This window comes from Litorimonas sp. WD9-15 (assembly GCF_050271975.1).
Lineage (GTDB): Bacteria > Pseudomonadota > Alphaproteobacteria > Caulobacterales > Maricaulaceae > Litorimonas.
The window spans coordinates 773,980-787,685 of sequence record NZ_CP189850.1; the positions used below are offsets into that span (position 1 = coordinate 773,980).

General features: G+C 42.9%; 10 protein-coding genes and 1 tRNA gene. 9 read left to right on the plus strand and 2 right to left on the minus strand.

Going from position 1 to position 13,706, the window contains the following annotated elements; genetic code table 11:
- Nucleotide 1 precedes the first annotated feature (1 nt).
- The 8 genes from ACP9M6_RS03715 (at nt 2) to ACP9M6_RS03750 (ending at nt 11,220) form a co-directional block, all read left to right on the plus strand.
- The gene (locus ACP9M6_RS03715; RefSeq protein ID WP_427453575.1) at nt 2-1,243 is read left to right on the plus strand and encodes a tyrosine-type recombinase/integrase; all 1,242 of its coding nucleotides are present in this window, start codon (nt 2-4) and stop codon (nt 1,241-1,243) included.
- A 237-nt stretch (nt 1,244-1,480) separates the two neighbouring features.
- Nucleotides 1,481-2,632, plus strand: a complete 1,152-nt coding sequence (locus ACP9M6_RS03720; RefSeq protein WP_427453578.1) for a hypothetical protein — start codon at nt 1,481-1,483, stop codon at nt 2,630-2,632.
- Complete coding sequence (locus ACP9M6_RS03725; RefSeq protein ID WP_427453580.1) at nt 2,632-3,777, plus strand: primase-helicase family protein; 1,146 nt, start codon at nt 2,632-2,634, stop codon at nt 3,775-3,777. Before ACP9M6_RS03720 ends, ACP9M6_RS03725 begins: the two co-directional genes overlap by 1 nt.
- A gap of 86 nt (nt 3,778-3,863) precedes the next feature.
- Complete coding sequence (locus ACP9M6_RS03730) at nt 3,864-4,310, plus strand: hypothetical protein (RefSeq protein ID WP_427453582.1); 447 nt, start codon at nt 3,864-3,866, stop codon at nt 4,308-4,310.
- Between the two features lie 372 nt (nt 4,311-4,682).
- On the plus strand, nt 4,683-7,700 hold the full coding sequence (locus tag ACP9M6_RS03735) for a type I restriction endonuclease subunit R (RefSeq protein WP_427453584.1): 3,018 nt from the start codon (nt 4,683-4,685) through the stop codon (nt 7,698-7,700).
- Nucleotides 7,697-9,328, plus strand: a complete 1,632-nt coding sequence (locus ACP9M6_RS03740; protein WP_427453586.1) for an HsdM family class I SAM-dependent methyltransferase — start codon at nt 7,697-7,699, stop codon at nt 9,326-9,328. Before ACP9M6_RS03735 ends, ACP9M6_RS03740 begins: the two co-directional genes overlap by 4 nt.
- Entirely contained in the window at nt 9,321-10,529 is a 1,209-nt protein-coding gene (locus ACP9M6_RS03745) for a restriction endonuclease subunit S (protein WP_427453588.1), read from the plus strand. Before ACP9M6_RS03740 ends, ACP9M6_RS03745 begins: the two co-directional genes overlap by 8 nt.
- Nucleotides 10,504-11,220, plus strand: coding sequence for an HNH endonuclease (locus tag ACP9M6_RS03750; protein ID WP_427453590.1), 717 nt, complete (start codon nt 10,504-10,506; stop codon nt 11,218-11,220). Before ACP9M6_RS03745 ends, ACP9M6_RS03750 begins: the two co-directional genes overlap by 26 nt.
- Nucleotides 11,221-11,295: 75 nt before the next feature.
- On the opposite strand, the gene ACP9M6_RS03755 is transcribed toward ACP9M6_RS03750, so the two are convergent.
- Entirely contained in the window at nt 11,296-12,213 is a 918-nt protein-coding gene (locus tag ACP9M6_RS03755) for a DUF2971 domain-containing protein (protein ID WP_427453592.1), read from the minus strand.
- A gap of 210 nt (nt 12,214-12,423) precedes the next feature.
- Between ACP9M6_RS03755 and ACP9M6_RS03760 the strand changes: the two genes are divergently transcribed.
- Complete coding sequence (locus tag ACP9M6_RS03760; RefSeq protein ID WP_427453594.1) at nt 12,424-13,323, plus strand: GIY-YIG nuclease family protein; 900 nt, start codon at nt 12,424-12,426, stop codon at nt 13,321-13,323.
- A gap of 139 nt (nt 13,324-13,462) precedes the next feature.
- On the opposite strand, the gene ACP9M6_RS03765 is transcribed toward ACP9M6_RS03760, so the two are convergent.
- A tRNA-Val gene (locus ACP9M6_RS03765) sits at nt 13,463-13,537 on the minus strand.
- Nucleotides 13,538-13,706: the final 169 nt, after the last annotated feature.

The following is a 13,706-nucleotide window of genomic DNA, read 5'->3' on the forward strand; positions in this document are numbered from 1 at the left end:
CATGAAAGTGACTATCACGCAGGCCGTAATCGACAAAGCTCAAACCAGATCAAAACCATATGAGATAAGAGACAAAAAGTTGGTGGGTTTTCTCATAAGAGTCCAGCCTACAGGAAAAATGACTTACTATTGCGAGTACCGCCGCGGTGGAAGGGTTAAGATTGGGCCTGAGAGCGCCTACTCGGTTAAATCTGCAAGAGTTCTAGCAAGACAAATCATTGCAGAGTTTCATCAAGGTGGTGAACCAGCGATTACGGCTAAGAAAGCCAAGGACATTGCGACGTATCAGGATTTCCTTGAAGAACATTATTTCAAATGGGTGGAAGCTAACCACAATGCCTCAGGCGCCACAAAACGTTGTTTATTATCAGACTGTGCACCTTTCCTAAAAAAGAAACTCGATGATATAACCCCTCAGAGCGTCGAAAAATGGCGCATTGGACGCGTTGCTTCTGGTTTATCACCTCATACAGCCAACCGTAGCTATGCGACTCTAAGGGCCTCTCTGAGCAAAGCAGAAGAATGGGGGATCATAGCAGAACATCCTCTTCGTAAAATGAAGCTACTCAAGACAGATTCAAATCTGAAAGTTCGCTACTTGTCTAATGAGGAGGAAAAAAGACTGAGAGAGGCTCTAGGCCAGCGTGAAGCTGTAATGAGAAGCCAGCGCCATAGTGGAAACCTATGGAGGGAACAACGTCATATTCGCCCAATGGTCGACTTGGAGACTGTTCCATTTTGCGACCATCTCAAACCTATGGTCCTAATTTCCATAAACACGGGTTTAAGGCGCGGTGAGCTGTTTTCCCTAGAATGGAAAAACATCAATTTCGATCTTAGGCAACTCACCGTCGAAGGAACCAATGGCAAAAGCCGAAAGTCGCGACATGTTCCGCTCAATGAAGAAGCTTATTTCATAATTTCAGCTTGGCAGTCGCAAAAGCGACCATATTCGAACTTCGTTTTCCCCAACCAAAATGGGCAGCGGTTTAAGGACATTAAGACGTCATGGAAGTCCGTATTGAGCTCGGCTCAGATTAAGGATTTTCGTTGGCATGACTTACGTCATCATTTTGCATCAAGGCTAGCAATGGAGGGAGTGGATTTGAATACCATTCGAGAACTTCTCGGACATAGTTCTTATGAAATGACCCTTCGTTACGCCCATTTATCGGCAGGCCACAAGGCTGAAGCAGTAAAACGACTCATCAAAAAAGCAGATAAAGAATTGAAAAATATATAAAAATATGAGTTTTGAAAATTCGTCGATCAAGATAATTCTTGTCAACTGGATCATTCCTGCGCTAGAGGTCAGGAAGTAGTACTCGTGCTACGTCACGCCCTCGCGGGCGGGTGCCACAGAAAAAGAAACAATCAAAGAAACTTAAACAGAGACAGAAGCGCTTTCCAGCGCACGTGTTTTCGCGTGGCAAAAGGAAGGCCTGCTGGGAACAGGCACCAGACACGAGGAGGCTCCACTATGGACTCTCAAGCAATTATGCGGGCTTATCTGCTGTCCTTATTCGCAGACTATACGGAAGGGTATATTTACCTATACCTGCCCGAGGAAAATCGAGTTTACTGGTATGGTGTAAACGATATTGAGCAAATGATTGAAGACGCTCAAGGATTTAAAGACAAAACAGTATTTGTATCTGTTCACCCTTCGTCAGTTTCTAAAACCAGCCGCAAACGAGCGCTACGTGATGACATCTCAAGTTTAGCCAATGTATTCTTGGACTTTGACATCGCTAATTCTGACGCTCACGCCCAAACGAGCCTGCCAAAATCACAAAGTGAACTAGACCTCTTTCTCTATGATATTGGTCTTAAAGATAGAATTTCTTTGTATCATTCAGGCAATGGTTGGCATGGGTATGCGTCCCTTCAAAACCCAATTGAAATCTTGACAGAAGAGAACAGAATTCAAGCTGAAAGAATTTCGAAAGGGCTAAACAACTATATAAAAAGTGAAGCTACCCGCCTTCGAGGCTGGAAGTTCGACAACGTTGGTTCGATAGAGCATGTCGCAAGACTGGTTGGATCGTACAACCACAAAACTGGCGAACCGAAGCTGGTGCACCCGATTTCCCTTTCTGATTATAAGTTCTCATCAGAGGAACTAGAGGCACTAGCTCCAGCGCCAGTCCAAATACCTGTAACTTCCGACCCATTGGCAGGGTGGATTAAGCAAGCAGAAAGGCCTGATAGGAAACCAGTCTTCGAAACAATAATGGTAGCATGTGAATTCGTTCGCCATTGCGTTGTAGATGCGGCGAACTTGCCTGAACCCTTATGGAAGGAGCTCATTAGCATAACAGCGAGATGTGAGAATGCTGAAGAAGTCTCTCACCGTGCCTCTAAGCCACACCCAAAGTACTCGCGGGCAGAAACGGATGCTAAAGTTGAGACATCCCTGAAGACTGTTACTGGCGTTGTGACGTGCAAGCACATCCGTGAAGAGATTGGGTTTTCAGGATGTAAAACTTGTCCGCTCGCTGCTTCAAAAATGAAGTCTCCCATCGCTCTTGGCTATATTGATGAATACCTCGCAGGGTTGTTTAGACGTTTTGTATACGACCTGAAGACAAAGCGATTTTATGAAATCAATCCTCAGCGGAGGGCTTCATAATGGGTTTGGTATTAGACAAAGAAGGCTTTAATGATGCTAACGCATGGGCGTTCAGTGGTAAAAAGATAAATCCCGTAAACGCTTTCAATCGCTCAAAGCTAGCACCTCAAGTGAATGGCACAACATATGTGCCGGGCGGCGACAAGCTTATCACCGATGGAACTTACCCTGTTTTGAATAAATGGAACGGATTTGGCTTGGTTCCCACGGAAGGCAACTACCTTACGATAATCGAATATCTCATTTATCTTTTTCCTGAAGGTAAAGTTCTTGAGCATATTCTAAATGTGTTAGCCTGTTTGGTTCAAAGGCCTGACGAGAAGGTCAGACAGTGCCTTCTTATCACAGGCGGACAAGGTATTGGAAAATCTACTCTACGAGTAATTCTTACAAAAATTCTTGGTAGAGAGAATGTGGGTCTCGTTAACACAGGGGATTGGCAGGAGAACTTTAATGCTCATCTATGTGATTTGCACGTCGCAGTGATTGAAGAGTTTATGAGTGGCGATAGGCTGCAATCCTATAATGCCTTTAAGCCTTATGTCTCTGACGACACTGTGAAGGTCAATCAGAAGCATTGGCCTGTATATGATGGTCGCACACCGTATTTTTGGATGGCGTTTTCAAATCATGAAAGACCAATCATTATTGAAGCTGATGATAGACGGTTTTTCGTCTACAGGACACCAGCGGTAAGAGAGTCAGAAGCCTATTATGATGCTCTCTATGAGGCCATAGAGACAGAGTCAGCGGCCTTCATGTATGCGTTGATGCAAAGGGATATCTCGAACTTCAATCCTGATGCACCGCCGCCTATGACGCCTGACAAGCAAGCTCTTATAAAAGGGTCGTTTACGCCCACTAAGGCGAAGCTTTCAGAGCTAATCGAAGGGGCTCATAGTAAGTTCCAGTCAGACGTACTGTCACTGCATGACATTCGTGCTGAGTTGGGTATTCACATCAACGTTACACCGAGGTCGCTGGAAGATCGAAATCCTTCTGCGACTTTGAAGGAATTGGGAGGTGTCTCCCTCGGCCCAATCAGGATTGGTAAATCTAAGCCATCCCTATGGGCCATTAGGAATGCTGGCAAGTGGGTGGAAAGCCTGCCTGCTGACATCAGGAAGGAGTATTCCAATGAATAGGCCTCAAACATCACGCAGTTCTCTGCGTGATGTCCGCCTGTCCAGTTGTCTACCCTCTTTTATTTTTAAAATGGAGAATTATTATTATGAAAGGAACAATTAAAAACAAAACTCAAAAGACCCTAGACAAGTGTACACTTGACCAAGGGCTTAAGGAACAAGGTTTCCACCTGCCACCACCACCGTGGCATGTGTTTTCTAGCCAAGAAGTAGCACTCGCACTCGGAATTAATCTCAACTATATGAGCACGATGAAGCTAAGAGGCACTGGGCCTCTTCCAGAGCCGTTTGAAGACTACCGCGCTAATCGTGTTCATTATCGTCACGATAACCTCTGTGCGTGGCTCACAGGTCGAGAACCTTGGGAGTTTCATCATGAGTGGCTCGAACAAATGCACCCAAATTTACCTAGGGAAACTAAGGAACAGTGTTTTAAGACTTCTAAGCAGCTAATTGATATGCGCCTTTATCGTCAACCCAAATGGAAGCGGAAAAGGAAAGCTGGGCCTATCAAAGTTTTTGGAGGTGCGTAATGAGAAAAGGTTTTCAACCCTTCATTGACTTCAGAGATTTCATTGACCGCAGGATTGTAAAAGACCCTTCATCAACCATTGGAATGTTTGTTATTGATGCACAGCATGACGCCAATCTGCCAAATGCGAGAAATTGGAAGGAGCTTAGATACTATTTCGAGAACTTTCATTTTGGACAACGGCCTGATGTCATGGCATCGGCTAGAAAAGTGTGGCGGCAATACAGGAGTCGATATCCAGCTTACCTTCAACCCCAATAGCTTTCACTGAGCCGCGCTATGCGCGGCTCTATTATCTTGAGCAATTAGCTAGTGCAAACTCCACCTTTAGATGCAATAAACATAAATCATTCAACACTTTGCTTAGACCCAAATGAAACATAACGAAGACACGAGAGTAAAGATCCCCACTATCTTACACCTGACAAGATTGGGCTACGAATACTTGTCTTTGAAAAATGCCAATTGGGATGAAGACACCAATATCTTCCCAGATATATTTCAAGAGAGCCTCCAACGCATAAACCCTGAAATCGATAAGTCTCAGATAGACAGAGCCTTTGAAGACATAAAACTAGCTTTGGACAATGAGGACTTAGGCAAGGCGTTCTATGAAATTCTGGTCGAACGATCTGGATTAAAGCTGATTGATTTCGAAAATTTCGATAATAATAGCTTTCATGTTGTCACAGAGCTGCCCTGCAAAAATGGCGACGACGAATTCCGACCAGACATAACGCTACTGATAAACGGAATGCCTTTGGTTTTTATTGAGGTTAAAAAGCCTAATAATAAAGAAGGCATTCTCGCCGAACATCGGAGAATGGAACAGCGGTTCGAAAATCCGAAGTTTCGCCGTTTCATCAACATCACTCAGATAATGGTATTCTCCAATAATATGGAGTATAATGACGACTCTCCAGCCCCAATAGAAGGGGCTTTCTACGCCTCAACCGCTTATAGGAAACCAGTCTTCAATTATTTCCGTGAAGAGGAAGCCCTAGACTTATCCGTTATTCTATCACCACCTAACGACGTGATTGAAAACGATGTTCTTCAAGATACCAATCTAAACGTCATCAAAAACCATCCTGAGTTTGCGACAAACAAAGAGCCAGATACGCCAACTAACAGAATTTGCACATCCCTGTTCAGCCGAGAAAGAATTTCATTCCTTCTGCAGTATGCCATCGCTTATGTGAATGAAACTAATGGTCTCGAAAAACATATCATGCGATACCCTCAAATCTTCGCCACTAAAGCGATTGAGGAGGAATTAGAAAGCGGTACCAGAAACGGAATAATCTGGCATACACAAGGTAGCGGAAAGACAGCTTTAGCATATTACAACGTCAAACATCTGACAGATTATTTCAGCCAAAAAGGTGTCATCCCTAAATTCTATTTCATTGTTGATAGAATTGACTTGTTGATTCAAGCCAAACGAGAATTCACGAGCCGTGGCTTGGTCGTACATACCATCGCATCCCGCGAAGACTTTGCCAAAGACATCAAATCAACGGGGGTCATCCACAACTTATCTGGCAACCCAGAAATCACGGTGGTCAACATTCAAAAATTTGAAGATGATCCAGATGTCGTCAAAACCGAAGACTATGACCTCAGCATTCAGAGAGTTTATTTTCTGGATGAGGTTCACCGAAGCTACAGTCCAAAAGGCAGCTTCCTTGCCAACCTGACACAGTCTGACAAGAACGCCATCAAAATAGGTCTCACCGGAACTCCTCTTTTAGGAAACGATTACAATTCTCGACTCTTGTTTGGGGATTACATTCACACCTACTACTACAACAAATCTATCGCCGATGGCTACACGCTACGTCTAATCCGAGAAGAAATTGCCGCTAAATATCGAGTATCTTTGCAACAGGCTCTGGACGACATCCAAGTTAGAGAAGGTGACATTGATAAAAGGCACTTGTTCGCACATCCACGTTTCGTTGAACCGATGCTCGACTACATAATCGAAGACTTTGAGAATAGCCGAATTGCCCATGGTGATAACAGCATTGGCGGCATGGTGATTTGTGACAGTTCAGATCAAGCTAAAAAGATGTTTGAGATGTTCGAGCAAAAATACGCCTCAGACTCAAAAAACCAAGACGTCAAGGTCAAAAGCGCTGCTCTTATTCTTCATGATGTGGGAAGCAAAGACGAACGCAAAGACAAGGTCGAAGAATTTAAGGCAGGAAATATAGACTTCCTAATCGTCTTTAACATGCTCTTGACCGGATTTGATGCCAAACGGCTCAAGAAGCTTTATATCGGACGCGTTATTAAACGTCATAATCTCCTACAGGCTTTGACTCGCGTAAATCGGAGATACAAAGACTTCCAGTATGGCTTCGTGGTCGATTTTGCAGATATCCGCAAAGAATTTGATGCCACCAACAAAGCTTATTTCGATGAACTACAGAGTGAGCTTGGGGATGAAATGGAGCACTACTCCAACATCTTCAAATCCAAGGAAGAAATCGAAGAAGAAATCGAAAATATCAAAGACGTTCTCTTCCGTTTTGACACCACCAATGCAGAAGTATTCTCACAACAAATTAGTCAAATTCAAGACCGTGAAGAGCTTCGAAAAATCAAACGCGCACTGAACGACGCCAAAGGTCTATATAATCTGATCCGGCTTTTCGGGCACTATGGCATAGTCGATAAGCTAGATTTCAGAAAACTGACCATATTGTTCCGAGAGGTAAGTAATCATCTTGATCTGGTTAACCTGAAAGAAAAACTCGAAAACAGTTCTGACAGTATCAACCTGATCAATGTCGCGCTTGAAGATGTCATCTTCAAGTTCCAAAAAATCGGCGAAGAAGAGCTGGTCTTGGCAGATCAGTTGAAAAATACACTACGCCGAACAAGAGAAGCTTTAGCTGGAAACTTTGATACAAAAGACAAGCAATTCATTAGCCTGAAAGACGAACTAGAAAGACTCTTCAAGAAGAAGAACCTAAGCGAAGTTACACAAGAGGAGATGAACGCCAACATCAAAGCTCTCGAAGGTATCCATTCACGGGTCAAAGAACTTAATCGACAAAACAATCTGATAAAAACGAAATACGGCGAAGATGTGAAATATGCCCGTGTTCACAAGCGATTAGTAGAAAGCGGAAAAATCAAAGAGTCCGAAAGACGAATTCATAGTGCGTTGACGGGCGTTAAGGGCGTTGCTGATGAAGAGGTGCTCAAAAATACACAAATTCTCGACAATGAAAGTTACTTCGAAAGAGTGACAATGCCGTTGATTATCGATGAGTTTAAATCCAAAAATAAAATCGATCTTGATGCTAGCCTTTCGCGCTATATTAACGGCCTAATCGTCAAAGAGTATATGAACGAATTTAGTGGGGCACGTTTATGATAACGCTCGAATTTGAGCGCAAAACCAAAGAGCTTATCGATAGTCTCAAAGGGATTTGCGCCTCTAATGGCCTTGGCAATGATGGCAATGAATTTAAAATTATTACACAGGTCTTTTTGTATAAGTTCCTGCACGATAAGTTTGCCTATGAACTTAAACGATTAGATAAACGTGTGGGCTCTGCTGATAATTGGGAACGAGCCGTGAAAGCCCTCCCAGAAGGCGACCTTGAAATGGCAATGCTTCAACTCCCTGCAAACACAGCAAGGTTAAAGTCCGAGCATTTAATTTCATCGTTATTTGAAAGGCAAAACGACAAAGATTTTGCCAAGCTGTTTGATGATACGCTTCGAGACATTGCTATCGAAAATAATGACATATTCGCGGTCAGAACAGCAAGTGGCTCGAAAATTATTCTCTTTGATCGTGTGAGCGAATTCATAACTGATACTTCAAAGCGCGATGCGTTTTGCCGTGCCATAATTAATAAACTAGTCGAGTTCAGTTTTGAATATATTTTTACTGAAAAATTTGATTTCTACGCAACGATTTTTGAATATCTGATCTCGGACTACAACAAAGATAGCGGCGGGAAATACGCTGAATATTATACGCCGCATGCCGTCGCCAAAATCATGGCTGCCATTCTCGTCCCAGAAGGGGAAAGAGGACAAATCCAGAATGCATCTTGTTATGACCCTTCAGCAGGTTCTGGGACACTTTTGATGAACTTAGCTCATGCCATAGGTGAGGATCGCTGTAGTATTTACTCTCAAGATATCTCTCAGAAATCCTCCAGTCTTCTACGTTTGAATCTGATCTTAAACGGTCTTGTGCATTCCATTCAAAATGTCATTCAGGGCAACACCATTTTGTCACCATATTTTAAGGATGGAAAAAACCTCCAATTGTTTGATTATATCGTTTCCAATCCACCGTTCAAAATGGACTTCAGCGACTTCCGAGACGATTTAGACAGTAAAGAAAATCAATCTAGGTTTTTCGCAGGTGTTCCCAAAATTCCGGCAAAGAAAAAAGAGTCGATGGCCATCTATCAACTCTTCCTGCAACACATTATTCACAGTCTCAAGGACGACGGTAAGGCCGCAGTCGTCGTGCCAACTGGGTTTGTAACAGCCAAAGGGATCGATAAAAAAATTAGAGAAAAACTAATCTCGGAGAAAATGTTGGCAGGCGTTGTCTCCATGCCAAGTAACATATTTGCCACGACAGGTACTAATGTCTCAATCTTGTTTATTGACCGCTCAAACAAAGGTGATGTGGTTCTAATTGATGCTTCCAATCTTGGTGAAACGATCAAAGAAGGTAAAAATCAAAAAACAGTCTTGAGCGAGGAAGAGGAAAATCTGATTATTTCCACTTTCATCGCAAAGAATGAAGTCGATGATCTTTCTGCTATTGTTTCATACGAAGACGTTGCGAATAAAAATCACTCTTTTAGTGCAGGCCAGTATTTTGAGGTAAAGATTGAGTATGTAGATATTAGTCACGATGAATTCACAGATAAATTGACGGCAAGAAAAGCTATTTTGGACAAGTTGTTCGAAGATTCCAAAACACTCTCAAAAAGTATCAGTGATGGCCTGTCGAAATTGAATTATGAGTAGCATTACATCTCATAAGTTCAGCGATCTCTATAAGATGAGTTCCGGAATATCTTCAAAACCAGAACAGGCTGGGCATGGAAGCCCGTTCCTTTCTTTCTCCTCGGTTTTCAACAATTATTTTTTACCAGAAAACTTGCCCGACTTTATGAATGTATCTCAATCCGAACAGATGAGATATTCAATTAAAGAAGGTGATATATTTCTAACGCGCACAAGCGAAACTATTGACGACCTTGGGATGAGCTCAGTGGCGGCGAAAGATTATCCTAGTGCGACCTATAGCGGATTTTTAAAACGTCTCCGTCCCACACAATCAGATGTCACTTATCCCAAATACATGGCTTTTTATTTGCGTAGTAAATTGTTCAGAAAGACAATGACGAATAACGCTGTACTCACATTGCGGGCTAGTTTGAACGAAGATATTTTTTCTTATCTCGACCTACTTTTACCTGAGTATACGGAACAGGTAAAAATTGGAGATTTGCTTCATCTTATATCCCAAAAAATTTCTCTGAATAATACAATTAACTCCGAACTAGAAACCTTGGCGAAGACCATATACGACTATTGGTTTGTCCAGTTTGACTTCCCAGATGAAAACGGCAGACCCTATAAAACATGCGGTGGGGAATTGGTATATGATGATAAATTAGGTCGTGAAATCCCATCAGGTTGGTCGGGTAAGGACTTAGGTGATTTGTGCAAACTATATCAGCCCAAAACCATATCTGGGAAAGATATGGTGCGTGATGGAAAGTACTTAGTTTACGGGGCTAACGGTATTGTTGGACGATATGATCAGTACAATCACAAAGATAGTGTTGTGACTGTGACTTGCAGAGGAGCTTCTTGCGGCACTTTAAATGTTACCCTGCCTTGCTCGTGGATCACAGGTAATGCAATGGTCGTTCAACCATTTAATAAAGATCTGAATATAGATTTCATTACAAATAGTCTTACTTGGGCAAACCTTGACTCCGCTATTACAGGTTCTGCGCAACCGCAAATAACTAGGACTAATCTAGCTCCAATAAAAATATGCCTCCCAAAGGCGAATGTTCTTGAATCTTACAACCGTATTATTAATCCAAGTTTCGAGAAAAGAAATGATAACCTTCTAGAAAACCAAAAGCTCTCTAAACTCCGTGATTGGCTTTTACCTATGCTAATGAGTGGTCAAATTACAGTTGGTGATTGAGGTGACTTACCAAGAAAAAATCTTATATTATTTGTCTGAAGAATCCATCGAGTTGGAGATGGCCGAATTCCTCAAACTCGGAAAGACTAAATATAGCGAGCGAGCTTCTGATTTCTTAGACCTTGGCAAGGTCTCTTCGTCTCGGTCATATTTTCTGGAAACCAAGCATGGCCTCATGCCAATGAAACTAATCGCACGGACAGCCTATGCCAAGAACTACAAAGGCTGGCATGATTATAATTCGATCGCTTATGCGAGGGCATTAGAAAAACTAGGTTTCAAAGTTCGACATGAACGTAGCAAGTCGAAGCAAGAACCGAAAATTAAGCCAAGAGCACGGAAACGAAAATACTATGACGTTCTCGTACGACCAAATCAGGCTGACTTCAGACGACGTGTCATCAAGAAATTCAAAGGCCGATGTTTCCTGACAGGATGCCGAGTGGAAGAAGCTATGGAAGCCGCTCATATCCTGCCAGTCGCAGAAGATGGAAGCGATGAAACACGAAACGGCATTTTAATCAGGCGTGATATCCACCGCCTCTTCGATCTTGACCTAATCACTATCTCTCCCAAAAATGGAAACGTGAAAATCGCCAAAGAAATCCGCGCAGAATACCGCGATCAAATCGAAGCCAGTGTCGACCTCAAAATGCTCGACATTGAAATGCTCAAACTCAGATATGGCTGAACTGTGAAGTTGTAATATTTCTAGCGCGTTTTTTAGGGCCTATTTTGAAGGGTATGACGATTTCTCAATCTTGTATTACTTTCCGACCTTATCTGCATTAGCAAAATATTCGTCTAGCAAATCATGCGCATCAAGAATTCTAAACGGGTTAGTTTGGCTCGCCTCATGGTTTTCTTCATCTGTAATTCTGCACCAAGGGCATAGTTCCATTCGATCATCAATAGGCTCTTCGCATTCGGAACAAAAATGAGGAGAGTTTTCAATTGATCCGTCAGAAAAAACAAAAGAGTCGTTATTAGCACACTTCAGGTAAGGGGTGATTGAGCTTTTCCCAATATTAAGCTGATACCATTCTGCGCCTATTTCTCTAGCCACGGTGCTAGAGTGCTCTAATTTGCCAGTGGGGAATTTTGGCCCCACGATAATTGCGGTTATCAAATCTGTCGGAATGAAAAGTATTTGATGCCCTCCAATTGTTTCTATTGCCTCTGGGTCTGCTACCAATCTAGTCTCGCGTTCGTAGCTCCATTCTTTTAGTTTTGTGAAGTATGCGGTATGAATGGCCGCATTTAACAGAAAATAACTGTGCCGTGGTTTCTTAGTTCCGGCAGCCAATTCTAACAAACCATTTAGTTTGTCATTGGCGGCTTCTTGGTAAATAACATCTTCCAGCCTAAATTCTGAACTCCAATCTTTTAGAGCTTCTGTATCAAATTCTAAGACGAACCCCGTGTGATTGTCAGCATAGTGCGCCCACATGGGCGTCACAATTGGTGAACGAGAAAAACAAGTGGTGGGTAATTGGGGAATGTCCTGCACGACATCATTATAAAATGCCAACAAGTTGGAATCGACCGACAGATCGATTGAAAGAAAGAGTTCGAATGGGTCGTTGTAGTCTTTAGGAAAAGAGCACTTTATTCCGCAATATTCATCGCGCGCAAAAACTATCTCTAACATTTCATGAGAAAAGTACTTATAAATTTTACCCATGGAGTTCACTCTCGATTTAGCTCCCGAAGTTGCCATTGAGTACCAATGGGGATTCAGAGCGTAGTATGGTCCCAACCTGTAAGGAAGTAGTACTTTTTTCTAAAACCTTCACGAAACCTGTTTAAGACGGTTCAGCGTTTTTACAGTCCCAGTCACACGTTTTATGTGGTACCCTTCGTTGAGAGTTTCCTACCAAGTTGGACATGAGTAATGGACTATAAAAACCACGGTCGCTCACTTGAGCTATTCTTTATCAATGGCCGGCCTGATGGAATGCTAACAGCGGAAGTGTTTGTCTGGACGGGTCACATTCTTGCCGCCCCTCGCACGCAAATTGGCGAAGCTCTCAAAAGACCAGCGTCAATGTATACGGGTGTATATGTATTGATTGGTGAAACTGAAGACGGGGCAAAGCTCTATGTGGGTGAAGGCGAGGATATATCCCAGCGCATAAAGAGCCACGACACCAACAAAGATTGGTGGACCAAAGCCATCTTGATTACTTCGGCCGCTAACAACCTAAATAAAGCTCACGTCAAATATTTGGAGTCTCGCTTAGTAGAAGAGGCCAATAAAGTTGGTCAATCAATTGTTGATAATGGGAATGCTCCAACAAAGCCTTCTTTGTCAGAAGCTGCTCAAGCAAACATGGAGTCATTCCTTCAAAATATCTTGATGGTTATGCCTGCTATTGGAATTGACTCATTCTTACAAAAAACCCGCCCTAAGAAAGATCGATCTAGCTCCAGTCATAAAGACGAAGCCGAAACCGTCTTTGAGGTTCATTCAACCCGCATAGGTTTACGCGCTGAAGCCGTTTTAAAGAATGGTGAGTTTATAGTACAAGAAGGTTCTGAAGCGCGTTCAGAGTGGCAAAGCGATAGAAAGCATGGTTATTCAAAGCTCTTCGAAAAATTGGTGGATAGCGGCGTGATGAAGCTAGAAGGAAAAGTTAGAGTTTTTCAAAGTGACTATGCCTTTGCCAGTCCCAGCGCTTCAGCTGCAATTATATTTGGCCGTCCATCAAATGGCCAGACAGAGTGGAAGCTCAAAGGCACAAAGAAGACATACAAGCAATGGGAAGCTGAAGAGATCGAGAAGGCCGTTTAGATGCGAAACTAAGCACTGAAATTGGCCACTTTGCACTTACATAGCACTTAAGTTTTAAGGATGGACTTCAGTAAGAACTTGAAAAATATGGGCATTTAGCCTAACGTGTTGTTATCGTTAAACTAAATGTAGGTCAGGATGGTGGGCGATACTGGGATTGAACCAGTGACCCCTACAATGTCAATGTAGTGCTCTCCCGCTGAGCTAATCGCCCGTTCCAAATCGTGAACGTAAAGTTTCGAAGAGTAATCTTCGACGTTCGGGAAACGGCGATATACGCAAGGGTGTGGGGGCATGCAAGCCCTAATCCGCACCTCTTTTTGGGACCCTCAAATCTGAACAATCGCTCGGCTACACCTGTCCGCTTGTCGCCCTTCGGGGGA